Source organism: Prolixibacteraceae bacterium (genome assembly GCA_019720755.1).
In the GTDB taxonomy this organism is placed as follows: Bacteria; Bacteroidota; Bacteroidia; order Bacteroidales; family Prolixibacteraceae; genus Halosquirtibacter; species Halosquirtibacter laminarini.
Genome location: CP081303.1, coordinates 3,631,751 through 3,658,621, shown reverse-complemented (window position 1 = coordinate 3,658,621; position 26,871 = coordinate 3,631,751). Strand labels below are relative to the sequence as shown.

Annotated in this window: 18 protein-coding genes; 7 read left to right on the top strand and 11 right to left on the bottom strand. The window is 36.6% G+C overall.

All coding sequences use genetic code 11. From position 1 onward, the window contains the following. Window positions 1–568: 568 nt before the first annotated feature. From K4L44_14490 to K4L44_14465, 6 genes are all read left to right on the top strand, one after another. On the top strand, window positions 569–1,291 hold the full coding sequence (locus tag K4L44_14490; GenBank protein ID QZE13757.1) for a hypothetical protein: 723 nt from the start codon (window positions 569–571) through the stop codon (window positions 1,289–1,291). Window positions 1,292–1,323: 32 nt separating this feature from the next. Then, a complete protein-coding gene (locus K4L44_14485) occupies window positions 1,324–2,391 on the top strand; it encodes a hypothetical protein (protein QZE13756.1) in 1,068 nt (355 codons plus the stop codon). 94 nt (window positions 2,392–2,485) lie between these two features. Then, window positions 2,486–3,457: a hypothetical protein gene (locus K4L44_14480; protein ID QZE13755.1), complete on the top strand. Its 972-nt coding sequence runs from the start codon at window positions 2,486–2,488 to the stop codon at window positions 3,455–3,457. 22 nt (window positions 3,458–3,479) lie between these two features. Next, the gene (locus K4L44_14475; protein QZE13754.1) at window positions 3,480–4,211 is read left to right on the top strand and encodes a hypothetical protein; all 732 of its coding nucleotides are present in this window, start codon (window positions 3,480–3,482) and stop codon (window positions 4,209–4,211) included. A 27-nt stretch (window positions 4,212–4,238) separates the two neighbouring features. Then, window positions 4,239–5,675, top strand: coding sequence for a gliding motility-associated C-terminal domain-containing protein (locus tag K4L44_14470; GenBank protein QZE13753.1), 1,437 nt, complete (start codon window positions 4,239–4,241; stop codon window positions 5,673–5,675). A 20-nt stretch (window positions 5,676–5,695) separates the two neighbouring features. Next, complete coding sequence (locus tag K4L44_14465) at window positions 5,696–6,679, top strand: type IX secretion system membrane protein PorP/SprF (protein QZE13752.1); 984 nt, start codon at window positions 5,696–5,698, stop codon at window positions 6,677–6,679. A 525-nt stretch (window positions 6,680–7,204) separates the two neighbouring features. Here the strand turns inward: K4L44_14465 and K4L44_14460 are convergent. The 10 genes from K4L44_14460 to K4L44_14415 form a co-directional block, all read right to left on the bottom strand. Then, a complete protein-coding gene (locus tag K4L44_14460; GenBank protein ID QZE13751.1) occupies window positions 7,205–8,548 on the bottom strand; it encodes a TolC family protein in 1,344 nt (447 codons plus the stop codon). Between the two features lie 35 nt (window positions 8,549–8,583). Continuing rightward, complete coding sequence (locus K4L44_14455) at window positions 8,584–9,675, bottom strand: efflux RND transporter periplasmic adaptor subunit (GenBank protein ID QZE13750.1); 1,092 nt, start codon at window positions 9,673–9,675, stop codon at window positions 8,584–8,586. 25 nt (window positions 9,676–9,700) lie between these two features. After that, window positions 9,701–10,963, bottom strand: a complete 1,263-nt coding sequence (locus tag K4L44_14450; protein QZE13749.1) for an ABC transporter permease — start codon at window positions 10,961–10,963, stop codon at window positions 9,701–9,703. A gap of 20 nt (window positions 10,964–10,983) precedes the next feature. After that, complete coding sequence (locus tag K4L44_14445; protein ID QZE13748.1) at window positions 10,984–12,225, bottom strand: ABC transporter permease; 1,242 nt, start codon at window positions 12,223–12,225, stop codon at window positions 10,984–10,986. Further along, the gene (locus K4L44_14440) at window positions 12,222–12,923 is read right to left on the bottom strand and encodes an ABC transporter ATP-binding protein (GenBank protein QZE13747.1); all 702 of its coding nucleotides are present in this window, start codon (window positions 12,921–12,923) and stop codon (window positions 12,222–12,224) included. Before K4L44_14440 ends, K4L44_14445 begins: the two co-directional genes overlap by 4 nt. A 408-nt stretch (window positions 12,924–13,331) precedes the next feature. After that, the gene (locus K4L44_14435; protein ID QZE13746.1) at window positions 13,332–14,999 is read right to left on the bottom strand and encodes a hypothetical protein; all 1,668 of its coding nucleotides are present in this window, start codon (window positions 14,997–14,999) and stop codon (window positions 13,332–13,334) included. 12 nt (window positions 15,000–15,011) lie between these two features. After that, window positions 15,012–16,013, bottom strand: coding sequence for a hypothetical protein (locus tag K4L44_14430; protein ID QZE13745.1), 1,002 nt, complete (start codon window positions 16,011–16,013; stop codon window positions 15,012–15,014). Window positions 16,014–16,109: 96 nt separating this feature from the next. Further along, window positions 16,110–17,381 carry a phosphoribosylamine--glycine ligase gene (gene purD / locus K4L44_14425; GenBank protein ID QZE13744.1) on the bottom strand — a complete coding sequence of 424 codons (1,272 nt, stop codon included), beginning with the start codon at window positions 17,379–17,381 and terminating at the stop codon, window positions 16,110–16,112. A gap of 151 nt (window positions 17,382–17,532) precedes the next feature. Beyond that, complete coding sequence (locus K4L44_14420) at window positions 17,533–18,240, bottom strand: polysaccharide deacetylase family protein (GenBank protein QZE13743.1); 708 nt, start codon at window positions 18,238–18,240, stop codon at window positions 17,533–17,535. A gap of 1,253 nt (window positions 18,241–19,493) precedes the next feature. Further along, window positions 19,494–22,610 carry a DUF2723 domain-containing protein gene (locus tag K4L44_14415; GenBank protein QZE13742.1) on the bottom strand — a complete coding sequence of 1,039 codons (3,117 nt, stop codon included), beginning with the start codon at window positions 22,608–22,610 and terminating at the stop codon, window positions 19,494–19,496. Window positions 22,611–22,856: 246 nt separating this feature from the next. Here K4L44_14415 and K4L44_14410 point away from each other — a divergent pair, with 246 nt between their 5' ends. Beyond that, complete coding sequence (locus K4L44_14410; protein QZE13741.1) at window positions 22,857–23,741, top strand: hypothetical protein; 885 nt, start codon at window positions 22,857–22,859, stop codon at window positions 23,739–23,741. Window positions 23,742–23,810: 69 nt separating this feature from the next. On the opposite strand, the gene K4L44_14405 is transcribed toward K4L44_14410, so the two are convergent. Continuing rightward, on the bottom strand, window positions 23,811–26,843 hold the full coding sequence (locus K4L44_14405; GenBank protein ID QZE13740.1) for a DUF2723 domain-containing protein: 3,033 nt from the start codon (window positions 26,841–26,843) through the stop codon (window positions 23,811–23,813). Window positions 26,844–26,871: the final 28 nt, after the last annotated feature.

Genomic DNA, 26,871 nt, shown 5'->3' with positions numbered 1-26,871 from the left:
TTTAATCAATTAAGTAAATTATGATCTAAAATTAGTATGACATATAAAAAATATGTAGATCTTAATTATTATGTTAATGGTTTTTTGTTGTTTGTCATTATGGATTACTGTGTGTTTGTAATATGTTGATAAATAGAGATATAGTGTAGTGAAGTTTGTTGTGTTTTTAATTTTATTTTCTTTGTTTGGGCTTAAAATACTTGCTAGTGGAATACTATTTATCTATGACATGATTTTTAAAAATGGTGACAAATTGTAAACGTTAAATTGTGATATATTATTCACTGTTTTAAGAACTATGTATTAGCCTATTATAGATTGGGGTAGCAATCATTTTTAGAGTTGACCTTTGCGTCTAAGTGCCATAATAAGACTTACATGTCTGAAACTCTTTGTGGATAACTACTTAAATTCTATGTTTGTAGCATCGCTAGTAGGGCATCGCCTCTAGTGTTGTGTTTGTGTATTGACGTAAAATAGTGGTAAAAGTTGTTAAGCTTATAGGTGTTTGATGTGTTGTTTAAAAAAAATAAGGCTTGTATTTTTGGGGGGAATCATGTGTTCCTCTATGCTACTGTTTGGTCAGACTGTAAATGAATTACCTGATGGTGAAAGGGGTTCGAAATCGAATCCTTTAGTGTGTCATCGTGGAGTTGAATTCCCCTTCTCTGTCGATGCCTCTACTGCTTATGATGTTGATGCGAATGATTATAAATTCGACAAGATTAAGTGGGAAGTCTCAGGTGATGGTGTTTTTATGCCAGATGAAACTCTTTCTAGTAAAGAGGAAATTCTGGGTGAGAGCTCTAAGTCTAGTGTCAAGGTGAAGTGGCCCGTATCATCAACTGGTAGTGGCCATACAGAAGTGACGTTGGATGTGACCCAAACTAGTCGTGATAGTGGAGGAGAGGAACATTGTAATTCAGTAACGTCCAGGATTCATATTAAGTTGAATACAAAACCAACGATTACAGCAACAGCGTCGGTGGTTTTAGTAAAGTGTTCTAACGAAGGTGAAAATTGGAAACCCTACTCAGAAACGTTTGATTTTTCTTCTGTACCTGTAAATGATGCAGATGGAGATGCCTTAGAGATGAGCTATCGCATAGAGGATGCAGGTGGAAATTTGGTCGAGACAGTGACAGACTTGTCTAGTGCCCCAACGAAATCTTATCCTGTCGGTAGCTATAGTGTGATTCTTGTGGTTAAAGATCCATTTTGCACAGTAGAAAGTGTCATCTATACAATGGTTATTCATAAAACACCTTCACCAAGCGAAATTTATATTTAAAATTTTACAAGCAACAATTAATACAAACAATTATGATGAAAAAAGTTACATTAATTCTAACCCTTTTTATTTGCGCTTTGGCTGCAAAAGCACAGAAATTACCTACTCCAACTACACCTGCTGGTACTGAAGTTACACATACAATGGAGTATAATATTACTTCTTATGGTGGTGATAAGCCTATTCAAGGAGGTGTTTATTCTTATAGTGTAGATATAAAAGAGGAAGGTACAACAGGAGCTTGGTCTCTTGTCAATAAAGCCGATCGCTCTGCTGTTGTGAATACATTGATTCCTGATGCTGGATTAATTACTAATATAGCAATGGCTAATAAGGGTGTTGGGTATACCGTTGTCGATCCTGATGCATCAGATATTACTGCGACAAAGCGTACAGGAACTTTTACATTTGGTAACCAATTGCCTGCGGGAGAATATATCGTTGTGTATACTGAAACTTCAGAAGAAAGTTGTACCACTCATAGAGATTTTCCAATTATTGTTCAAGAGAATTTGTTGGCATTGATAACGAACCCATTTGCAATGGCTACACAATACTGTAAGACTCAGTCTGGTGAAGTAAGTATCGATGGTGCTAAAGGTTATGTTGATTTTATCTATGATGTAAAAACAAATTATGTAGGAGGTGTTTGGGAGTTTTCAATGACCAATAACATGACAATTGAGCAAGCAGATGAAACTTTTGCAGCTCTTAAAACAACTGATTTTTCTACTATAGAAGTTACTATTGTAAAAGAAGATGCAGGTTCTTTTACTTCTACAACTGAGTTTGGAACAATCAACCTAGTTGGAGATAAATATCTTTTTATATCTAATGATGGAACAGCTGATGTGTTGACTAATGAAAATGTATATGTACGAGTAAGAGTTAATCAAGTACTTTTAGATAAAACGATAACAAACTCTATTACAGTTGATCGCTCTAATATTACAAATACAGATTTAACTGGTTCTGGTAATTTTACTGTTGCTTATAATACAGCTAAAACTAGTGATGTTGTAACTTATACTGGTCTTGCTAATACTTCTGATATTAAAGTTGGTAAAGCAGCAGCAGAAACTATCGGAACATCAAAATAATAATTTAATAGATTCAAGTTTGGGCTAGTGTTTTTACACTAGCTCTATTCTATAGAATCTTAATATTTCAATATAATTTCTTGATCGTTGAATTATGATGAGATTGTTTACAAGTTCGATTATTGTTCTATTGATCTCAGGATCTGTTTTTGCACAAGATCCTGCAGGAACGGATGCTACAACTAAGTCTACTGTAACTTCTACGGGAACCGCTCCTTTTCCAGGAGCAATGCATATCTATAGTATTACTACTGAGGAGACTGCAACTGAGAGTTGGTCTGTAAAGATGTTGAGTGGGTCTGCTTGGGTGGATGCAACTTTTACCAATGCCAAAGGAGAAACGACTCCTGTGGCTGTATATGCAGACGAGAATGATGCAGCAACTGCTGCTGATCGAAAGCTAAGAAAGGTAAAGATTGATTGGAATCCTGAAGCTCCTGTTGCAAATTACTACTATGTCCAAGTAGAGACTGTTAAAGATGGTTGTAAAAACCTTCGTATGTTGCCTATTCAGATAACACAGAGTACATTCGATATGAACTTGGCTGTGGTTGGAACTAGATACTGTTATGCAGAGCAAGTTGCGCCTATTATTGAGGGTAATACAACTGTGGTTTATGACCAAGGTTTTGCCAATATTGTTTACAACTTCTCTGTGACTGGAGTCAATGACATTGATGCATGGGAAACGACAATCTCTTATGTTGGAGTCAAAGGTGCTACAGATGAAGCAGAACCAAAAACTAATGGCGATATCTATTTGACTAGTTTGGTAGCTGCAACTGGCTATACGGATAAAGTTACGATTGAGGCTTTTGGGGATAATACCTATAAGATTAAAGGTACTGGTCCTGTGACGGATGTGAAGTTGAACGCAGTGATTGATAATCGTATTAGATATGTAGATAATGATAAGTATGATAGTCGTGCAGAGATTGTTCCTGTCTTGAAACTTGCAAATCAAACGATTGTAGAGCAATCTGTTGCGGAGGTTGATGCAGCGAACGATAAGACTAATATTACAATTAATCGTCATCAGAACGGTGCTATTACTGTTGAAAGATAATATTGTTTACTAAAACGAATTAATGTATAGAAGACTTCGACATATTTACCCATTGCTTTTGATGTGGTGCTTTTGTAATGTCTCCACGAAAGTGTGGGGACAGGAGTCTTTGTACCTCTATGAAGGGGAGATACAGAGTTTTAGTATGGATGAGGTGGTAGATAGAAGCTATAACTGGACCCTTTACGCTGGTTATAGCATGATTTCTACTGCCTCTTCTTCTGATGAAGCGAAGTTTTTGGGTTCATCGAAGCTCTCTGTAGCTTCTTGTATGTTTATGAAGCAGGGGAAGTATGTGCTTCGTATCGACACAGAAGAGGCAGGATGTTTGAATAGTAGAATTACCATGGTTCAGGTGATTGTAAATGATATGAACTTGGGTTTTACTGTTTCGGATAGAGAAGCTTGTTCGACTTCATTCGAAGACGAAGTGCCACTATTGATTCCTATTAAAAAACATATTGAGCCAAAGTCGACTCACTTTAAATCATACTATCCTTTGCGAGTTAAGGTACGAATGTCAGATAGTGGTTCGGAGGTTCGAACCCAAGAGATATTGGTGGAGCATGATGCTACGGAGTTGGTGATCAAATTTCCAAAGTCAGATTTTGAGACAGACCACGAGTATGTGGTTGATATTTTAGGGGTGACTACACAGAATGGTTTGCCTGTTGCAGTGGATGCGTCGAAACGTCGTGCCACTTTCTTAGTGAAAAAACGTCCACGTGCTGGTAAGATTACCATTGTGGAGTAGTAATTAAATGATTAATAACGTAGAAGTTTGAAATTATCTTGTTTTAAAATATGGACCTTGTGTATCCTTTGGATAGTCACACTAGGAGTTGGTCGTGCACAGACGCCCACTCCTGATGTCACTGTTTTGAGAGGATCGGTGCATCGTTTTAAGGCGGCGGTAGCAGAACTTTCGTATACTTATAAGTGGAGTATTCGCACCTTGGAAGGGAAGGATATGAATTATAAGATCACTTCTGATAACGAGACTACTGAACTAATCTATTTCTATAATGATGGAACCTATGAGATCAGTGTGACCCCTACAGAACGAAATAATGGCTGTTTGGGGGAGACCACTACGATCGTAGTAGAGGTGGGTATGGTTACCCAAGCAAAGATTATTGCAAGCAAACAAGATGGCTTTAGAAATGCCTTTATGGGTAGTTGCGAGGAGACTATAGAGCTTGATGGTTCTAAATCTAGCGGGGAACATCTTCGCTATGAATGGGGACCTAAAAAGTATTTTAGTAATCCATACCAATCGAAGGTGAGCTTTATCAAAGGAAATACCACTGGTACTGTCAAAGTATGGTTGGAAGTGGTAGATAAAGATGGTTCTCGAGATCGTGAAGAGAAGGATGTGGTGATTGACCCAGAGCCTGAAGTACGTGTGGAAGGAGCTAGCAAGGTACTCCCTGATTCGTGGATTGTGTTAGATGGAAGCAGTTCGGTAGGGAATAACCTTCTCTATTTCTGGTCGAACAAAGATCCTGAAGCTGATGCAAAGGGCAAAGTGGATGCGACGGATCCGTCTAAATTAATCGTTTATAATGCAGGAACCTATGTGCTAAGAGTGGTGGATCGCAATGGCTGTAAGAGCGAAGTGGAGTATGATGTGATCTCTAATGGTACCGCTCCGATTACCAAAGAGGATATTGGAACGACAAGAGAGATGGAGTATGTTGATTTCCAGGTGTTGAATAATGATTATGACTTGGAGAACGATATGGATACAACCTCTCTGAAGATCTATAACAAACCACTACATGGTAAGGCCGAGTATATATCTAAAAACTTGATTCGTTATACACCGGATGAATACTATATTGGAGAGGATCAGTTTGAGTATGAAATTTGTGACCTACTAGGAAACTGTTCTACTGAATTTGTGAAGATTCTAACCAAAGCAGGTCACTTGACTGTAGTGCGTGGTTTCTCTCCAAACAATGATGGTATCAATGATCGTTTTAGAGTGAAAGCCATCACCGCATGTGAGAAGTCGGAGATTCATATTTATAACCGTTTTGGAGACTTGGTATACCAAAACAATCGTTATGGATTGGATGGAGAGACTTCGTGGTGGGATGGTATTGCTACAGAGGGACAGAACAAGGGTTCTGAAGTGAATCCTGGTACGTATTACTATATTTTGAAAACAGACAAATATCCTGTGAAGAAGGGGTATGTTTATATAAGCAGATAGATGTGTTTAAAAGGGCTTTTATGAGAATAGTGACAAATATATTAAGAGGATGTAATAGGTGTTTTAAATCGCTTCTATTGACTCTTTGTGTCTTTCTTTTTAGCTTAAAGCTATCTGCACAAGAGGATCCCCTCTTTACTCAGTATCTGAATAACTTGGCTACGATCAATCCAGCTTATGTTGGTGCCCAAGATGCCATGAATATTAAGTTGCTTACGCGTATGCAGTGGACTGGATTTGAGGGAGCACCCATGTCGATGACAACTGCTTTTACAATGCCTTATATGAATAACCAGATGGGATTTGGAGGGCGTATTGTGTATGATCGATATGGTCCGATTACACAAACAGGTTTTTATGTAGACTATGCCTACCATCTCTTCTTGGATTATAGGCGAGGTCGTTTTCTTAGTTTTGGTATTTCCGGAGGTTTTAATCTATTTTCTGCAAATATTGAGGGGATTGGAGAGTCGAAAGATGACCCTGTCTTTATGAGTGATCAAACCAATAAGATATTACCAAACTTTGGATTGGGTATCATGTATCGTGATCCAAAGTTCTTAATTGGAATTTCTGTTCCTAAGTTGATTCAAAGTCGTGTCACTTTAGAGGAGATTACCACTACCTCTATCAGCAAGGATATGATGCATATATATTTCTTGGGTGCATATAAATTCAGAATGGATCGGGATATGGTGATGAAGCTGGCTACCATGGTTCAGTATATTAAAAATACAAGTACTGGAGTGGATCTTCATGTGATGGTTACCTATAGAGACAATTTTACTGCAGGTTTGATGTATACCTCTAGAAATACTTATGGAATGAGTATGCAGTTTAATATGACGGACCAGTTGAGACTGGGGTATGCTTACGATATGACCTCCTTGAAAGATGTGACCACGTTGCCAAGTACGCATGAGATCATGGTCAGTTATGATATCCCTTCAGGTAGACGAAGTAGATATCGTAGGCGACGTCATAGAGCCGACTATTTCTTCTAATTTGTTACTATCTATATTGTCTGCACAACGTTGTATGGTAATCTGTTGTTTTGCAATCTGTCGCTTCGTATGCTGTTGCTGAATGGTCCCTGAGCTTGTCGAAGGGCTGTAATATAATCTATCGATATCAAGAGTAAGAGTGTTGCTTCAGCGTTAGAGACAAGACACTGCCTTGTCTAGGAGTATCAGAGCTATGCAAATTATATATTATTGGTATCGAGTTTTATTTGATTGACGTGGTGATTCGATTCAATAAATTTAAATAAACTTACGAAACAACGTCATAGAGTCGACTACTTCTTTTAATAATTTCTTTTTATTTATATTGTTTGAACCCTGTTGCTGAATGGTCCCTGAGCTTGTCGAAGGGCTGTAATATTCACTTCATCGTGCTTCTGTCGTAGAGAGTAGGTACTGCCTTGTCTAATCTTATTATTTGAGAATACCATAATATGGTCGTATACAAATAAAAAAAGGAGCCTAATTGGCTCCTTTTATATTCACTATATGTAGAACAAACATTGATTATAGTTTAATCTCTTTGCCAATGTAGAAATCTAATACTTTGGTTTTAAAGATAAACTCATATTTTGCTTGTATTTTTTGTGATTTAGCACGAATGAAAGAGTTTTTTGCTTGATTGTAGTTGTATACATCCATGGCTCCTTCGTTGAACTTCTCTTGTGAGAAATCAAATGATTCTTTGCTTGTCTTCACTTGTACTGTAGCCGATTGATACTTCTGTTGTGCTCCCTTGGCTTGCGTCAATGCAGTGGTAACATCAGAACGTAATTGCTTCTCTGCCTTAATCATGTCAATCTTAGATTGCATCACTTGTATCTTGGCGTTCTTATAGCTGTTCTTTGCTCTTTTCCCATTGAAGATAGGAATAGATAGATTGACATTTACACTTTGACGTGCATTGCCTTTCATCTGGTCTTGAAAACTAGCATTGTCAGTTCCAGAGTAGTGGTAGTATCCATTAGAGTAGTTTGCACCCGCACTAATTGTTGGATATAGTCCCCCTTTGGCAGCCTTTGCACTAGCATTACCTCTTTCGATCATGGTATTTGCCGCTTTAATCTCAGGTCTTAAAGTAAGGGCACTCTGGTAATACATCTCCGCCCCATTTAGTTGCATCTGTGCTCTTACAGTTGCCAATTCTGGATTCTGTATTTGTAGGACTGAAGGGTCTTCTAGTTCTAACATCTGAGCCAACCTTAGGGTTGCAAGTTCAAAGTTGTTTTGATTAGTCACCTCTTCTGAAATATTGTTCGCAAGTTGGGCTTCTAACTCTAATAGGGGCCCTTTGTCGATAGAGCCAGCCTCTACCTTCGCTCTTGTAATCTCTAGTTGTTTACGAGTGATTGCAGTTTGTTCTTTGGTAAGATCTAGAAGTTCTTGTGAAACCAATATATTTAGATATGCTTGGGTTACTTGGATGGTCAAGTTGGATTGGTTTACCTCTAGCATCTCTTTCTGATACGCTACATCTAGTTTGGCTGCTTTGGTTTGATTTTTCAAAGCTCCTCCTTGATATAGACGTACATTGGCATTCACATTAAATCCCGTAGAGTTCGAGTTACGGTCGACATAAGTGTTCTCGTTTCCAAGTGTACGTCCCCAAGAGGTGGTATTGTTGATTCCAGCCGATAGAGAAGGGAGTGCAGAAAGTTTATTTGTCTCCAAATTATTGTCTGCTACTTCGATGGCTAAATTCTGCTTTTTTAAGTCTGTGTTGTGGTCGAGTGAGTGTTGAATGCACTGCTCTAGGCTCCATTTTTGGGTGGTGGAGTCCTGTGCAAAAGCACCACTATAGATGCCCAGTGCTAGTAAACAAAGCATCCCTCTTCTATATATCTCATTCATTATGTAATGTCTTTAGTTATCTACGAGTTACACCCTTATTTTTTGTTTCCTCTAATCTCTTCCCCTTCTTTAATCCCTTTGGTGACCTCTACATTGATACCATCAGAAAGACCTAAAGAAACGTTTGTCTTATCATAAGTTACTTCTTCTGCATCTTTTTTCGTGATCCATACATAACTGGAGTCATTTTCGAAGAATATTGTCGATTCAGGAATAGTAAGGATATTCTCTTTACGCTCCACTTCAATACTTGCATTAGCACTATATCCAGCACGAATAAATTGACCAGGAACAAGAGCAATAGTACCTTTTATCTTAAATTGTACTGCACCTCCATTATTGGTTCCTTTAGGAGAGATATGCGTGATTTTTGCATCAAACTTCTCTTCGCTCATCGCACCAATAGTTAGTTTCATCGGCATACCCAATTTGACTTTTCCAACTTCTGTTTCGTCGATATTTCCTTCGAAGATCATATCCCTCATATCGGCTACAGTAGCAATGGTTGTTCCGTCATTAAAGGAGTTACTTTGGATTACAGAGTTACCCTCTTTGATAGGTACATCTAGTACCATACCTGTGATAGTAGAACGAATCAAGGTATTTGTTTGGGTGATACTCGATTTCGTTACCCCTTCTTTGATAAGGTCTAAGTTGTCTTTAGCTGCCTTTAACTCCTCTTTAGCTGATTTATAACTGCGTTCTGTTTGAACATTTGTTGCCTCAGATATAATCCCTTTTTTAAAGAGTTTGTCATTTCTTTCATGGTTATTTTTAGCCATCTCTAGATCAATCTGTGCTCTCTTAATACGTGATTTCGCATTGTTCAGACTCACCATGTCAGGAATAATCTTAACCTTGGCAATCACATCTCCCTGCTTCACAGTATCTCCAGCCTCTACATAGATCTTACTGATAATACCTGCAATTTGAGGTTTGATCGCAATCTCTTTTTTCGGAACTACTGCACCTGTCGCAATGGTGTTGATTATGATCGTGTCGCGCTTCACTTCTATTTTTTCATAATTCTCCTGCTTTGGTTGAGATTTTTGGTATATGTACATGAATGTGCCGAAGACCCCAAGTACAACAAGAATTATTAGGACTATTTTGATAACTTTTTTCATAACAATGGTATCTATGTATTTTCTATTATTCTGTTCTTAATGCTTCAATTGGTCTAATTGATAGTGCTTTTTGTGCAGGGATGATTCCCGCTAGTATTCCAATTACAATAATCATCAATAGGGAGTAGATGGCTAGATCAAATTGAATTACCATATTAGACATAAAGGAAATTTCAGGATTACTTGCCATGACAGTACTTACGCCTCCGAGGACAAGTGTTCCGAGCATAATCCCTAGGAGCCCAGCAATGGTTGTGATGACAGCACTTTCAAGGATTAACTGTGAGGATATTTGATGGGTTCGTGCACCTAAAGCCCTACGTATTCCAATTTCTTGGGTCCGCTCTTTTACAACGACCAGCATAATATTACTAATTCCAATGGCTCCAGCTAGGAGTGTTCCAATTCCTACAATCCAGATAAGTACTTTAATTCCTGTCATTAAGTTGCTAAACTTCTTCATCTCCTTTTGTAGGTTAAAAGAACCTACTGCCTCTTCATCTGTGGGATCGACTTTATGTCTTTTACGAAGTATTTGTGCCACCTCTTTGCTCACTGGCTCAACATCTACACCGTCTTTGGCCGTGAGGACAAAAAAGTTAATGTTAATACCTAAATTGTAAGCAACCTGAGTTGTGGTGAAAGGAAGATATATGGATTTATCTTTACGAGGACCAAAACTCATTTGAGTCACAGCATCTACCACCCCTATCACACGGAAGTAGACTCCGACAATATTTACAAATTTGCCAATAGGAGATTCTTTTCGACCAAAAAGATCCTTTGCTACCGTTTTACCTATGACACATACTTTTCTATTCTGTTTAATATCAAATTCATTGATGAAACGTCCATTAACAATCTTAAAGGGGTCAATCTCTTGGTAAACTGGCATCTCTGCAGAGATAGAGTAGTTCCCCTTTTTCTCTTTATAGTAAATATTCATCCCATCGGTGAACTTCTTGTTTAATCGTAACTTAGGGGCTAAATATTTAATATTCTTCACATTCTTTGAAATGATATTGACATCATTGATATCAATATTCCAATATCGACCTTTTTTGAGACCGCTATAAGGCTTTGTGGTGCTTTGTGACCACATAAATGCGGAATTGGTAGCTACTCCATCAATCTGACCAAATATGCCTCTTTCGAATCCATAGCCAGCACCAATCATAACCACTAACATAAAGACACCCCAAAAGACTCCGAGAGCAGTCAAAAAAGTACGAAGCTTGTTTCGGGAGAGTACAGCCCATATCTCTTTCCATTTATCTATATCGAACATGTTCTATCTTTTTGTTTCTACTATTCATATCTAAGTGCTTCAATTGGGCTTACTTTTGCAGCTTTTCTTGCAGGAATATAACCAGCAATGACCCCAGCGATAACTAGTACAATCGTTGCAGAGATGGCAATACTGATGTCTACAGTCGGGTTGACGAAAGTTTCACTCTCAATATTCTGCCACTTCATAATAAGGGTTACTAATTTCATGGTTCCTGCTCCTAGTGCCATTCCAATAAAACCTGCTAGTGTGGTCAGAAATATCGACTCCTGAAGGATTAATGCGATGATACTTCTAGGTTTTGCCCCAAGTGCTTTTCGTATTCCAATCTCTCGAGTCCGCTCTTTCACAATGATAAGCATGATATTACTTACACCAACAACCCCTGCCATTAATGTTCCAAATCCGATAATCCAGATAAAGAATTTAATTCCAGAGAATATCTGCATGGTTCTTTTGTAGTCTTCAAAATTATTATAGGTGCCAAGTGCACGAGTATCTTTAGGATCAAATTCGTATTTGTGTGCCATCCGTGTTCGTATATCCGACTCTACCTTTTTAGACTCGTCTAAAGTGATATCCTTTGTGATTAAGGCAATATCATTGACATTACTGCTCTTTCCGAATACAAATTGTTGGGTGGTTAATGGAATTAGTGGTTCAGTATCTTCATTCTTTCCTTTGATTATTCCAACCACTCGAAAAGGTATCCCTGCAATAATAACATTCTTCGATAATGGATCTCTTTTTTTAAAAAGTGAAGCCACCTCTTTGTTCGTAAGAACGACGACCTTTCGCTTTTGTTTAATATCCATCTCATTAATGAAACGCCCATCCGTTACATCCAACTTATCAATATCCTTCATTGCTGGATAGCACGATTTTAATGAGGCATTACAATATTCAGATTTGTAAGCTATCGTGACAGACCCTACATAGTTAATTGCAGTGGATTTTTTGATATTTCCGACCTCATTGTTTATGATATGATAGTCTTTGTTATCTAAATTAATCCTTCGTCCTTTGGGATAACCTTTGAACGCTTTACTCGTTCTATATGACCATACCCAAATGGTGTTTTTTGCTTGATCCTCAAACATACTTGCCGATCCGTTCTGAAGTCCATTACCTGATCCAAGAAGAATCATGAGCATAAATATTCCCCATGCAATAGAGAAACTGGTTAAAAAAGATCTTAATTTGTTTTTCTGGATTGTTATAAAGATCTCTTGCCACGCATCTATATCAAAGAGTGATTTCATAGAGTTTGGTTTTCTTTAACAAGAGTATTATCTTGAATATGATCAATTAATCCATCTTTTAGGTAGATGATCTTTTTGGTGATCTCTGCAATGTCTTGCTCGTGAGTTACGATAATTACCGTAATTCCTTGGTTGTTGATATCCTTTAGGAGTTCCATCACTTCATAAGAGGTGCTTGTGTCTAAAGCACCCGTCGGCTCATCTGCTAAAATTACTTTGGGTTGTGTAATTAGAGCTCTTGCTATTGCGACACGTTGTTTCTGTCCTCCAGATAGCTGATTCGGAAGATGGTCTGCCCATGGTGCTAATCCTACCTTGTCAAGATACTCTAACGCAATTTTATTTCTTTTTTTTCTACTTATACCCTGATAATAAAGAGGAAGTGCAACATTTTCTAATGCTGTCTTAAAAGAGATTAAATTGAATGATTGGAATACAAAACCAATCGTATGATTTCTAAAGTCAGCCGCATCATTTTCTGATAGATCTTTTACTAAAGTATTGTTGAGATGATACTCTCCTTCATCATAATTATCTAGAATACCAAGAACGTTTAGGAGTGTAGATTTTCCGGACCCAGAAGATCCCATAATGGAGACAAACTCTCCTTCACGGATGTGGAGATTGATCCCTTTTAACACATGTAAAAAAGTGTCACCTGTAGGATAAGATTTGTGAATATTGTTCAATCTAAGCATATTTCGTCTGTTTGATTGTCTGTGTTATACATCCTATTAGACGCTCAAAGTATGCGAATAGTTACAGTTCGTAATGATTATTTTGTATTTTTTTGAACTCTATTGAATAATGGTCGATTCTTTACATTGGTAAATGGTCGAAAATAGATCTATTTTAAAGAGATATAAGAGATGGGATAAAGTGTTTTTTATGCTCCTAAAAGAGTAGTTTGAGATATATTGTGAAATATGTAAACCTGAGGTTGTGGGGTAAAAATAAAAATGACCACAGCGAGGTTTTGGGAGCTGTGGTCATTTAGTTGATTTTTAAACAATGTGTTTAAAAAAAGGTGTTTTGGTTAAAAGGCACTATAAATGTAGCTTAATTGTTCTATGTTTTGGGGGAGGCTACCACTTATTTCTCTTTTCTTAAAGATCAATTAACGTTAGTCGACTATTTCCAATAACACCATCTATTTCTAGTTTTTTTGCGGAGTGTAATGCGCCTTCAAATGAATGTACTATTGGTTCACCTTGTTTGTTAAAGGAGGTGTTGATAAGTGCAATTTCTCCATAAGAGGACTCCATCTCTTTTAATAGGTCGAATAGAAAAGGATTCTCTTCCCTATGGGTGATAGTTTGGATTCGAGATGTGTGATCTACATGAACTACTCCAGCCATTTTATCTCTATACTCTCTTTTGATTTTGTAGTCAAGTAACATGTATTTAGATAAAGAGTGGATCGGGGACTCACTTACTTTTACGGCGTTCCGTGTAAGCATAATTGGAGCAATAGGTCGATACCATTCTCTTTTTTTATGGTATTCACTGACGCGTTGGGCAAGAGATTTACTACTTGCTTTTGCAATAATACTTCTGTTTCCTAATGCTCTTGGTCCTGCCTCTCCATTACCAATGCAGGTAGCAAATACTGCTCCTTCATTTATTTCCTTAGCAATCTTTTGTATAAGTTCTTTAGAGTAATGCTCTTTCGAAGAATTTAACCCCCAATTATTAAGGTATGCAGAATGTTGAAATAACTTTCCATGTTTTAGATACTCAACCCATGCACCTGCTCCAAGAGCCAAACCTGAATCTTCACAACAAGGAGGAATAACGACCTCATTAAATTGTCCTGACTCGATAATTTTAGAGTTTGCTTTGATGTTGAGAGCACATCCTCCTGAATAGTAGAGATTTTCTGTTTTTGTCTTCTCTTGGTAATAGTTTAAATCCTGTAGAAGTTGTTCTTCGAATTCGGCTTGTATCGAAGCTGCAATGTTTTGAATAAAAGGGTGATGTAAGTCAAAATGATTGAGTTCAATACCCATCTCTTCTTTGGACTTATGAAAGAAAAGTTTTTTTGATTTCCATATATCCTTAAAGAAGTTATGTTGATGAAGCCAATTCCTGATTTCAGGAATATCTTCTCCAAAAGCCCCAAATCCCATTATCTTACCTGGGACTGAATTTTGGTCAAACTGTTTGGCTCCTACAATTGCAAAAGTTAGTGCATTGGCATTATGAAGAGAGGTGATGCGTTTGTTTTTCCAATGTGCATCGACTAAAGAGAGCTTTCCGTTATTAAATTTCCATACACTGAAATTGGAACAGCTAGCTCCTCCGTCATAATGAATCATTAAACTGTTCTCTTTCCACTGCCCACAAAAAGGAAGAGTAGTTCCAATATGAGCCATTTCATGATTGAGGCACCATCCTTGATTTTGAGTGTCGTACCATCTCAGCATTCCTTTTTCAGGATAGGGAGTAAGAGTTTGACGTAATGGTGCTTCGAAACGAATTTGTCCATCGCTACTTATAAAAGCTCTGCCTATTTCGTGATCTACAAATACAATGTCTAGCGGTTGTCCAATAAGTCGTTCTTCTCTGAGAAGAGAAGTAATCTGTTGTGATAATTTGTTGTCCCTTTTGTTTCGGGATATACGTTCCAGTTGTAACATCTTCTCTACCTTTCCTTGATAAAACAAGGCTATGTTGTGGTCATGAATGAAACCAGGATATTTGCTGTCTACGCAATCTTGTATTCCATATATCGCTAATGTTGGATATGTAGTATTTAGTGATAATTTTTGCATGAGATCCCTCATTTATAAGGTGATAACGTGAAAGTATGGTGAGGCTACAATCGTCGCAACAAATAGTGCGAAAAGAATATTATACCAGAAACTAGAGGTGTTAAATTGAAATATATGGGCAGTTAAGTATGATAATGGTATTGCTGCTATTGTGATTAGTTCATAGGAGCAGGTTGGTACCAATAAAAAGATTGAGATAGAGCAAAGTATCATCCATATCAAGATATTTAGATATTTCCGAGATGCCTCTTTTTTTAGTCCGTAACGTCTTATTACACTAAGTATCCCCCAAATAACAAATAGTGCAATAATGAATCCTTGTTGGAATATAATCGCTTTGTGAGAAAGGAAAATATTTGTGCTTAGCGTGTTGAGCCTAAGGATATTCTTTAAAGAATAGAGGTTGTCTTGTAAGTAGTATATCGACACACATATGTACCACGGTATTATTACTCCGATTATTGGGATAGCCAAATGGCGCCAATTAAACTTCTGTCGAAGAACTAGTATAGATATCCATATGATTGGTAAAAATAAAATGGCCGGAAGATAAAATAGGGATGCGAGTGAAAGTAGAATGGATGCTTTTAATATATAGCCAATAGCACCTTCTGATTGATACGTCTTAAATATGTAATATATTCCAATAATAATAATAAACGTTGCAAATTGAGATGGGAGTAAGGTGTTATATTCTTTTACTGAACTCGTGAAGACAATGTAAAGAAAGCTTGGTAGATAGGTCCGTGTTTTCATAAACAGAAACTTTGAGTTGAGCAGATATATGAAAAGTGCATTTATCAAAGTCATGATGGCTCCTGCAATGGCAACAACGAGAGATGTTGTTCCTAAGAAAAGATTGTCAATAGGATGGTAGAGGGGCATGGATGCTTCTCCAGGGAAAAAATAAAATTCGATAGGGTCTAACCATGCTGAAGTCCATAAGAGTATGGTAGTAAAAAACAGGATAAAGAAATTGGAGTAGTGGTCTGTTTTGAGTATACGGATCAACATGGTATCGGAACAAATTTAATTTACAGTATAGATAGAATCTCCATTTAGATACCAATTAAAGTAACCAAATGGAGAGTTTATACGAAGATTAAAAAACTACAGGTCGAATCCAAGATCTTTACGATAGAATTTGCCGTCATAAGAAACTTTTTCTGTTGCGGCATATGCTTTCTCCAAAACCTCTTCCATGTTTTCTCCTATTGCACTTACGGATATAACACGTCCGCCATTGGTTACAAATGTATTCTCTGTATTTTTCGTCCCTGCATGAAAAATAACAATGTCTTCATTATTATTCGGAGCAATATCTATTGTTTTACCTTTTTCGTATTGTTCTGGGTATCCTTTGGATACCAACATCACCGTAGCTGCTGTTTGTGGATTCTCTTTGTAATCGACTTGATCCAAAGTTTGATTAGCAACTCCCTGAAGTAGTTCTAATAAGCTGCTTTGTATACGAAGCATGATGGCTTCCGTTTCAGGGTCTCCTAGTCGAACATTATACTCAATAACGTATGGATCTCCTGAAACATTGATGAGGCCTAAGAATATAAAGCCTTTATAATCAATGTCCTCTTTTTGAATCCCTTCAAGGGTAGGAAGTACCACTTGTTGGGTTACTTTGTCCATAAATTGTTTGTCTGCAAATGGTACTGGAGATATCGCACCCATTCCTCCTGTGTTGAGGCCTGTGTCTCCTTCTCCAATTCGCTTATAGTCTTTGGCTACGGGTAAGATTTTGTAGTTCTTGCCATCGGTTATTACAAAAACAGAGCATTCAACCCCAGAAAGGAACTCTTCGATAACTACTTTTGATGAGGAGGCCCCAAATTTACCATTGAGCATTTCTGTAAGTTCCTCGGCTGCTTCTTCATATTTCTCTAGAATGACGACCCCTTTACCTGCTGCTGGTCCATCTGCTTTGAGAACATATGGAGCATTAAGTGTCTTTAAGAACGCTTTTCCTTCTTTAAGAGTCTCTTTCGTGAATGTTTGATATCTGGCAGTAGGAATCTTATATTTCTGCATAAACTCTTTTGCAAAGTCTTTACTCCCTTCGAGTTGTGCACCTTTTTTAGAAGGACCAATAATGGCTATCTTTTGAAGGTCTTTGTCATTTCTAAAAGTATCGACAATTCCTTCACAAAGAGGATTTTCTGGTCCTACAATAACCAATTCTACTTGATTTGCTAGGCACACCTCTTTGATATGATTAAAGTCCATTATATCTCCTGCAATATTGTGTCCAATTTGTGCAGTACCTGCATTTCCAGGAAGGAAAAGAAGTTCGTCTCTTTTAATATCTTGAGATATTTTCCATCCGATAGCATGTTCTCTACCTCCGGAGCCAATTATTAAGGTTCTCATTATGACGATGAAATTAGGGTTATGAGTATAAATAATGATGGTTTTGGATCATCACCTATACAAAATTAGTTTTAATTCACTTATATATCGTAATAATGCGAATGCAATAAAGATTGTTCACATAATCTTTACAAAACAGAGTGGCTTTTGATTATGCTCGTGATATTTTACGTATCCTTTCTTTCAAGCGATCGATAATGTCGATAGCTGGCTTGATATAAAGAGGTCTAATTTTAGGAAATTCTATTTTCTTGAATTCGTAACCTTCCCCTTTGAGTGCTTGAATAGCCAAAGGAAGTGCATATTTCAGGTTTTCTTCTGCTTTAATAGAGTCGTGGAAAGTGATGATACTTCCAGGCCTTACAAAGTCTAAAACATTTCGAAGTACTTCTATCTTGGATATGTTTCTGTTGTAATCACAACTTATGACATCCCACATTATAATTTTATACTTCTGCTTAAGGTATCTATATTGGCTTCTTTTTACTAAACCATGAGGTGGACGAAAAAGATTGGAACCAATAAGTCTATCTGACTTTTCAACATTCTTGAAGTATTCTTTATTGGGGGTTTTTAATCCTTGTAGGTGGTTATAGGTATGGTTTCCTATAGCATGTCCTTCATCCAATATTCTTTTGTAAAGATCGGGGTATTTATATACATTTTCCCCTACAACAAAGAAAGTTGCTTTGATGTCGTATTGTGCGAGAAGATCAAGTACCCAATGGGTTACTTCAGGAATAGGGCCGTCGTCAAAGGTGAGGTAACAACACTTATCCTCTTCTTCCATTCTCCAAATGGCTTCTGGAAACCATTTGGTTAACGTATCTGGTAGATGTACTTGTAGTTTAAATTTCATACACAAATGAGAGTTTGGCAGATGCACAAACACTCTTAATGGTTCAATTTTTTGTTGATAAACATTGGTAGTGTCAACAAAAATCAGACCAAAATATTTTGATGTTTAATAGACTTTAACTGTAAAATTACGGTTCAAAGGTAACGATTCTAACTTTATATGCAAAAAAGTGGGTTTTTGACCTCTTTCTAATAGGCATATCTAATTGAGCTCTTTATTCAGTCATAGTGTGTGAAAACTTGTCTTATTCATGTTGCACTAAATTAAAATGAAGTGTTTCTTTTGAATAAAAGGCTATGACATTTGATGACCTGATACAATGTGTTATTTTAAGTATGAATCAAGACATTTTGCTGTTAATCTATTGGTGTTTAGTGTTTTGTGTTATGGTTGATTTTTCTGTTTTTGTGTGGATTCTCGAATCTGCACATATCGCGTTTGCATTGAGATGGAGTAATGTGTAATTTTATAATTAATCAGACTAGGATATCTATCGATATTTGTGATGATTTAAACTTTGTATAAAGTTATTATTAAACAAAATGGAAGTAACCTCAAATTAATACTTTACCAATGTTTTTAGATTCTTACTTGCCAACAATGTAATGAGTCTAATGATTTCCCCTTTACTAAAGAGGTGAGGTCAATTTGACCTCACCTCTTGATAATTCTTGTTTGACAACTATGTGGTAGACAGATTTGAATTTTTTATCATAATGATAGTGTGATTTCAGAGATGGTGTAGAACCCTTTAGGAGAAATAATTATGAAAATTATAGTAACCTCATATTATTCTTAGGATAGGAAAATTCCTTGAATCTTGCGTTTTAACAAAGTAATGAGTCTTGGAATTTGTCCCTTATATCTTAGGAAATATCATTATGATCTTTCTCGATATATCATTATCACAATACTCTATATACCTATTTAGTAGAAGGTAGTTGTATTTTATGATTATTCCATCGATGAGATTTTTCGAACTCTCGTGGGGGGGAGCTAAAATGAATGATCATAAGAGATATTAGAATCGATGGAATTGATATGCAAGACAGAATATTCAGAAATTGTATATTATAAAGATTCTAATATGTTTAGGGTATTATGTAATTCCATAATACCCTTCTTGCACTTTTGAAACTTAAACTAGCAGTAGACAATTTATTTAAGTAGATTATTTTATTTCGTTTAAATAAAAAAGACCCATACAAGACATGCTGTCCCGTATGAGTCTTTTTTTTGATTTAAATATATGACTATAATCTTTTTAACGAGCTATTAAAGATGGTGTCAATAGACTCCTGTAATTGAACTTCGTGATGCTGTTTTGCTGTATCACTCATCTCTTTTAATATGTATAAAGCCCTTCGGATATCTGTCTGAAGTGCAACTTTTTCATTATCATTTAAACTGGTAAAGAAGTTCAGTTGCTCGGTATAATTGATAAGCATCTCTTTGAAGATCTTTTTAGCCTCTTCATGAGAGTTCGCTTTAAAGTAAGATTGTGCCATCAATAAACCAAAATAATCATAAGGAACTTTAGAAGATGGAATTACCTCTTCACAACGATTCAATACTTTGATAGCCTTTAAACGGTTGTCAAGAACTGCAATTTCGGTTCCTTGATTAATATTTGTATTCATTTTGGTACTATCGTTAAGAAGTGCTTCAGCTAAACGAACAAAACTATTTCGGATATTCATTGCCATTCGAGCATTATTCTCATCAATATATACTTTAGGATCATTCATATTTCCCCAAGTGAATTTCTCCATCATATTGTAGTACATTTTATCTGTATCTACCATGGTTACTTCCTCTTGGTTTGATGGCATATTTTCGTTCTTAATTGGAACAAGACGATAAGCAAAACCTTCAGTTCTGAAATACTGTTGAAGGCCTAGATATTTGTCACTACCTACGGTGATTGCAAAATAAAAAGGTCTTTTCCAATCTGTGTGACCAATCATATCCAGAAGCATCAATTGATCTTTAGTGATAATATTGCCTTTTAAGTCAATATTTATTTGAGATACAATTTTATCTGAGTCTTTTGCTGCCACAAGTCCACTAGCAATCACCTGTTCTTTATTCACCGTAATTTTGAGCTTTCTTGTTGGGAAGAATGCGATATTATCTTGAAGCTTTGTTGCTTTATTTGTCGATTTGATGAAATCATCAATTACTTGACGAAGTTCAAGTCTACGGTTTTTGAAAGAAGGATGTTCATATATATAACAATAATCATTGGTTCCTAAAACATATTGTTCTCTCTTAAATGTTATAGGAAGTGGTTCTGATTCATACGCTTTACGTTTCATCTGATCAATATACCAATCAGTTTGTAGGTAGCTCAAATTACATACACGCATATCAGTTCGAACTCCTTCTACATCTTGTGAATACCAAAGAGGGAATGTATCGTTGTCTCCATTGGTAAAGATAATCCCATTCTTATCACAAGTATTAAGGTAGTTAAATCCAGTGCTTCGACAAGTATATCTATTCGATCTATCATGATCATCCCAGTTCTCTGAAGCCATAATTCCTGGAACTAATATTAGGGATGCGATGGTTGCAACGATAGCACTTGTTGTGGAAGGAGCCACTTTTTTAAGTATGTCTGTTAGACCAAGTACACCTAAACCAATCCATATAGTAAAAGCATAAAACGATCCTGCATATGCGTAGTCGCGCTCTCTTGGCTGTAAAGGCGTCTGGTTAAGATAGACCACAATTGCCAATCCTGTCATAATGAAAAGCATCATTACTATAGCAAAATCGTATTTTCCTTTTTCACTTTTATTATATTGAAAGAACATTCCGAGCAAGCCTAGAAGGAATGGTAGCATATAATATTTATTGTGACCTCTATTGTTTTTCCAAATAGAAGGAAGGTTCGTTTGATCACCTAAACGAACATTATCGATAAATGGAATTCCACTTATCCAGTTTCCATGGGTGATGCCCCCATTTCCTTGAATATCATTCTGTCTACCACTAAAGTTCCACATAAAATAGCGGAAATACATGTAGTTTACTTGATACTTGAAGAAGAAAGAGAGATTCTCAGCAAAAGTAGGCTTCATTATCTGCTCCTTTTGTCCTCTATCGCCATCTACAGCAACAGGAGTACCTTTGATATTTGCCCAACTTTTATATTGATTGACGTGTGCTGGTTGATTGCTATACATTCTTGGAAAGAAAGTACAAGCACCTTTTTGATAGTTTGGTGACTGTCTTACTTTCGCTTCTTTATATCTTTCTCCTTCTTGTATATAGCTAGGCTTGGCATCGCTATAAGGTTTCTCTTGATCTAAAGGAGTGTTGTAATATTGTCCATAGAAAAGAGGACGATCACCATACTGTTCACGATTTAGATAGTCTAAAAGAGAGAATACATTATTCGGATTGTTTTGATCCATTGGAGGATTTGCAGACGATCTTATTACGATCATTGCATAGGAGAAGTACCCGATAATAATAACCGTTGTGGATACAAGAATAAGGTTTGTCCACGGCATCTCCTTTTTTGTTGTATATAGTATTCCATATACTAGTCCTCCGATGAGAAGAATAGAGTAAAGAATGACTCCTGTATTATATGGTAGTCCAAGACTATTTACTGCAAAAAGTTCAAACCAACTAGCAAATTTGATAACACCTGGAATAATACCCCACATGATGGTTCCTAAAATTACCATTGAAATGAGTAATGCAATTATTCCACCTTTCCATGTTGGTTTATATTTCTTGAAGTAGTAAACTAGTCCAATTGCTGGAATGGCTAGTAGATTCAATAGGTGAACTCCAATAGAAAGTCCAATCATATAGGCGATGAACACAAGCCACCTGTTAGAGTGTGGGTCATCGGCTTCATTTTCCCATTTAAGAATGGCCCAAAATACGATTGCTGTGAACAGTGAAGAAGTTGCATATACCTCTCCTTCTACTGCAGAAAACCAAAAAGTATCAGAAAATGTATAGGCTAGTGCTCCAACGGCTCCTGATCCAAATATTGCAATCATATCACTTTTACTAGGGGTCTCTTTTCCTGTAATAATATTTTTAGCCAAATGAGTGATGGTCCAAAAAAGAAATAGAATGGTAAAAGCACTTGCAAGTGCAGACATTGCATTAACCATCATAGCTACCTGGGATGGCCCTGAAGCAAAGAGGGTGAAAAATCTACCTAAGAGAAGGAAAAATGGAGCTCCTGGTGGATGGCCTACCTCTAATTTGTAGGAGGTGGTTATAAATTCTCCACAATCCCAAAAACTTGCTGTCGGTTCTATAGTCATGAGATAGACCGTTGCTGCGATTGCAAATACGATCCATCCAATGATCTTATTGTAAAATTTATATTGCTTCATCTTTTTTGTATAAAAAAGTATAATGGATTGATTTTTATTCAATTTGTTTAGACGTGTTTATTCTGTGATAAACCATCTCACCACGAAAATAAAAAAATTTATTGACGAATATGAATAATTACAATTACTAATAAACTCAAAGAACTCAAAAAGATTCTTTTTATCAAGAATAGTGAAATTATTCTTTGTAGATCTTTTTTTTTGAGGTTGTTTTGTATGTGTGTTGAATATGTTAATATTTTATTTATGAATAAACTGTTTGTTTATTGCATTGGACTGATCTTGATGTCACTTGCTTTTGTCCAATGTTCTCCTATTGCTGGACTACAAAAGAAATATGATACTTCGTTTGTAAGTGGAGATTATGGGGCTTCGTTAACTTATGCAGAGTCTCTAATTGAAGCCCAAGGGAAAGATGGAGGAGAAGTGCCGGTACAAACTTATCTTATGGCGGGTCGAGCTGCATCTCACTCTGCTGATATGGAGAAAGCAAAAAAGTTCTACGAAATAGCATACTCTTTGGGAGCTAATAATCCTGAGATGTTATTCGACCTTTCTCAGATATATAAGAAAGAGGATCAAATGTCGCGCGAGATGCGTGTTCTTAATGATTTGATGAAGCACTCGGATAGTCAGTATGCTAAAGAAAAGAGCGAGAGATATTTCTTTTTGAATGTAGAAGCAGAACTTTATGAAAAAGCAGACTCTATGTGGACATCTCTTCCTGAAACCTTCAAGAGTGATGGGAGGGCTTTGAATGCATACTTAAAAGTTTGCACTAGTCTAAAAAAAGAGAAAAAGTCTGTGGCTGTCGCAAAGACAATCTTACAATCAGATCCAAACTCGTATGATGCAAAAAAGATTATGGCTATGGATGCTTATAATCGTGCAGAGTCTCATTATAGTCGAGTGATGAATGCTTATAATAAAAATAAAACAAGACGTAATTATGCGATTCTTTTGAAAGAGCTGAAGAAAAGTGGTAAGAACTATAATTATGCACTTACAAAGTTAAAATCCGTATATAAAGTTAAGAAAGAGAAGTCTATTGCTCTTTATATTTCTAATGTATATGCACGAATCAACAATAAAAGGCTTTCAAACTATTACCGTTCTTTGTCAAGAAAGTAGTGTGTTTGATTACTAGCAACAGAACAAAGCGATATATGGAGTTTGGATCTTCATATATCGCTTTTTATTTTATTCAAGTTCTTGAATCAACAAATCTAGTTTCATGTTTAACTCTTTTTCAAGTTTACTGTGATTGTTTTGTTGTCTGACTATCTGGACACAATTGGATAGTGTGGATACGTTCTTTTGCACCCTATCCTGATAACTATTTGATAGATAATCAGGCAGCGATATGTAGTATTGAATCCATTGATAAGAATGATTGAAAATTTTATTTATCAACTCTTCCCCCTCTTCTGTATATCCCTTATCAAGGAGTTTTGCTGCAAATGGGGTATCTTCATCTCCAATCATACCAGGAGTGTCAAGAATATATTTTCTATAATCTAACCAAAGTGTTTTTACACTAGCGGAGGATTTGTTTTCCATCAACTTTACCAATGTATTTGCATAAGCTTGTTTTACTTTTGCCGATTTCAAGGTTCTTATAGATGTATCATCCCAAAACACATCCTTTTCGCCGAGCTGTTCCCATTGATACTTACTTAGATTTCCTAAGAGATTTTTCTCATTGTATTGCCCGACTAGTTTTTCTGTAGAGTCGAATTTAAAAGGCACTAGTGTGTAGGTTAGTCCATCGAAACGCACTAGTTTTTTTAGATCTAGTTGTATTCCCTCCAAGGCACTTGGGTCAAAAACAAGTGGTCGTTCCCAATGATAATTGCTGAGCATATTTAAAATCATTAGGTCACTTTTCATGATTCCATTTCCCTTGAGTGGAATGAAAAGCGTGTCTTTTATCTCTTGTCCCTTTACGTAATCTTTAAGAAATCCTTTTAGAATATCGTTTTTGTTAATAGGGAGTGCAACCGTTTTAGATGGTATATAATCTATGCGTTTGCCTGATTGCATTTTAACTTTAGTACGAATGTCTTTGGATCCAATCCATTGGTGCATAAGGGGATCAATCAAGAAAGGCTTTTCTAAGCGAGAAATAACTGGAATATAATCACGAATATCTTTAGCCCCTTTGCCTTTCATAAAGATTATTGGGAGAGGAGAGGAGTCGTACACCTTTCGTTGCATCTGCTCTATATACCAATTGGTAGACAATAGGCTTGTGTTGCAAACTCGTATGTCTGTGCGTGTATCTTGTACCTCTTGAAGATACCATAAAGGAAATGTATCGTTGTCTCCATAAGTGAAAAGAATCGCATCTTTAGATAGGAGAGCTAAAGTGTTCTTTGCAATATTCTTTGCTAAAAACCGTCTGCTTCTGTCATGGTCATTCCAATTTTGTTGCAATACTCTAGCTGGGATTAATAAAAGAAGAAGGCCAGTGATATACAGATAAAGAACACTTTTTGTCTTTGTTGCGATCTCTAGTAAATAAAATGCCCCTAAGCCAATCCATATAGAGAATGTATAAAATGAACCGACGTAAGCATAGTCTCTTTCCCTCGCTTGTAGAGGTGTTTGATTTAGGTATACTACGATGGCAATACCTGTAGCGATGAAAAGTAAAACTAAAGGATTAAAGTCTTTTGCCTCTTTACTCTTCGTTGTCGCTTGGATGTAAAGTCCTATTAATCCCAATATTAAAGGAAGAAAGAGGTAGGTGTTATGACTCTTTGATGTGTTTTTATTATCTGGTCTCAGTGATTGTTCTCCTACCATTAGTTTATCTAGAGCAGGAATGCCACTTATCCAATTACCATAAAGAGCATCACCGTATCCTTGTACCTCATTTTGACGACCAACAAAGTTCCACATAAAGTAACGAAAGTACATATGGCCGAGTTGGTAGGTAGAGAAAAAAGTGAAGTTATCTATTTGAGATGGACGATAAACCTTACGTGTGAGTCCCGACTCTGTAATGTTTAGCCATTTCCCATTCTGATCAGTCCAAGATTCATATACTTTAGGGTGTTGCCCTCTAGAACTATACATTCTAGGGAAAAATGTGTTGAATCTTTGGTCATATTTTGGGGTGTAACTTCCTGTATATTTTACATATTTTCCTGATTCATAGAAATATTTAGGGGAACCCTCTTTGTGTCCTATAACGGGAGCAGTATAATAATTGCCATAAAACAGTGGTCGAGATCCGTATTGTTCTCTATTTAAATACTCCTGAAGACGAAACATGTCTGATGGTGCATTTTCATTCAATGGAGGGTTGGCTGCTGTACGAACTACAATAGTGGTATAGCAGCTATATCCTAACACGATTAATGCAAATGAGTTAAACCAAAGGTTCAACTTAACCTTATCTCTTGAAAGACTGTATCTATTGAAGAAAATGAACGATAACAGAAACAGTGATATAAATATGAAGATACCTGTATGCTTTGGTAATGAGAGTGTGTTTACAGCAAAAAATTCAAGTTTAGAGGTGATAAGTGGAATTCCTGGAATGATTCCATAATTGACGAACAAAACGAACGCAGCAGAGATCAATAGTGCTATGATAGAGTTCTTAAACCGAACTTCATAATGGTGTTGATATACGACAAATACAATTGCGGGAATAGCTAATAGGTTGAGTAAATGAACGCCAATTGATAAGCCGATAAAGTAGAATATGAGCAGTATCCATCTTGAGTAGATGGTATCGCCAGATTCTCTCCATTTGAGAATGGACCAAAATACCAATGACGTAAAGAGACTGGATAGAGCATAGACCTCTGCCTCTACTGCAGAAAACCAAAACGTGTCGGTGAAGGCAAAGGTTAATGCTCCTATAGTAGCTCCGATCTGTTTTGCTCTATATGTCTTTTTATTCTCTAGACATCCAGAATCTAAGATTAATACAATCGTCCAGTAAAGAAACATTACTGTTGCAGCACTTGAGACTGCAGAGACTGCGTTGATGAGAATCGTGGAGTTATGAGCATTGGTCCCTAAAGAGGCAAATACTCTCGAGATAATTAGATAGAGAGGAGCTCCTGGTGGATGACCCACCTCTAATTTGTTTGCGGATGCTAAAAATTCGCCACAATCCCAGAAGCTAACAGTAGGGGATAAGGTGAGGAGATATACAATAAGACTAAAAGTGAATAGAGCCCAGCCAATTTGAGTATTCTTACATTTGTTTGTCATTAATCTTTCCCATTCGTTTTGATACTAT

What these genes read in the sequence shown, in the direction of transcription:
- K4L44_14415 (QZE13742.1), bottom strand. Translation starts at nt 22,610, where the DNA reads ATGAAGCAATATAAATTTTACAATAAGATCATTGGATGGATCGTATTT.
- K4L44_14455 (QZE13750.1), bottom strand. Translation starts at nt 9,675, where the DNA reads ATGAAAAAAGTTATCAAAATAGTCCTAATAATTCTTGTTGTACTTGGG.
- K4L44_14475 (QZE13754.1), top strand. Translation starts at nt 3,480, where the DNA reads ATGTATAGAAGACTTCGACATATTTACCCATTGCTTTTGATGTGGTGC.
- K4L44_14480 (QZE13755.1), top strand. Translation starts at nt 2,486, where the DNA reads ATGATGAGATTGTTTACAAGTTCGATTATTGTTCTATTGATCTCAGGA.
- K4L44_14445 (QZE13748.1), bottom strand. Translation starts at nt 12,225, where the DNA reads ATGAAATCACTCTTTGATATAGATGCGTGGCAAGAGATCTTTATAACA.
- K4L44_14460 (QZE13751.1), bottom strand. Translation starts at nt 8,548, where the DNA reads ATGAATGAGATATATAGAAGAGGGATGCTTTGTTTACTAGCACTGGGC.
- purD (QZE13744.1), bottom strand. Translation starts at nt 17,381, where the DNA reads ATGAGAACCTTAATAATTGGCTCCGGAGGTAGAGAACATGCTATCGGA.
- K4L44_14485 (QZE13756.1), top strand. Translation starts at nt 1,324, where the DNA reads ATGATGAAAAAAGTTACATTAATTCTAACCCTTTTTATTTGCGCTTTG.
- K4L44_14405 (QZE13740.1), bottom strand. Translation starts at nt 26,843, where the DNA reads ATGACAAACAAATGTAAGAATACTCAAATTGGCTGGGCTCTATTCACT.
- K4L44_14410 (QZE13741.1), top strand. Translation starts at nt 22,857, where the DNA reads ATGAATAAACTGTTTGTTTATTGCATTGGACTGATCTTGATGTCACTT.
- K4L44_14490 (QZE13757.1), top strand. Translation starts at nt 569, where the DNA reads ATGCTACTGTTTGGTCAGACTGTAAATGAATTACCTGATGGTGAAAGG.
- K4L44_14465 (QZE13752.1), top strand. Translation starts at nt 5,696, where the DNA reads ATGAGAATAGTGACAAATATATTAAGAGGATGTAATAGGTGTTTTAAA.
- K4L44_14430 (QZE13745.1), bottom strand. Translation starts at nt 16,013, where the DNA reads ATGTTGATCCGTATACTCAAAACAGACCACTACTCCAATTTCTTTATC.
- K4L44_14450 (QZE13749.1), bottom strand. Translation starts at nt 10,963, where the DNA reads ATGTTCGATATAGATAAATGGAAAGAGATATGGGCTGTACTCTCCCGA.
- K4L44_14435 (QZE13746.1), bottom strand. Translation starts at nt 14,999, where the DNA reads ATGCAAAAATTATCACTAAATACTACATATCCAACATTAGCGATATAT.
- K4L44_14420 (QZE13743.1), bottom strand. Translation starts at nt 18,240, where the DNA reads ATGAAATTTAAACTACAAGTACATCTACCAGATACGTTAACCAAATGG.
- K4L44_14440 (QZE13747.1), bottom strand. Translation starts at nt 12,923, where the DNA reads ATGCTTAGATTGAACAATATTCACAAATCTTATCCTACAGGTGACACT.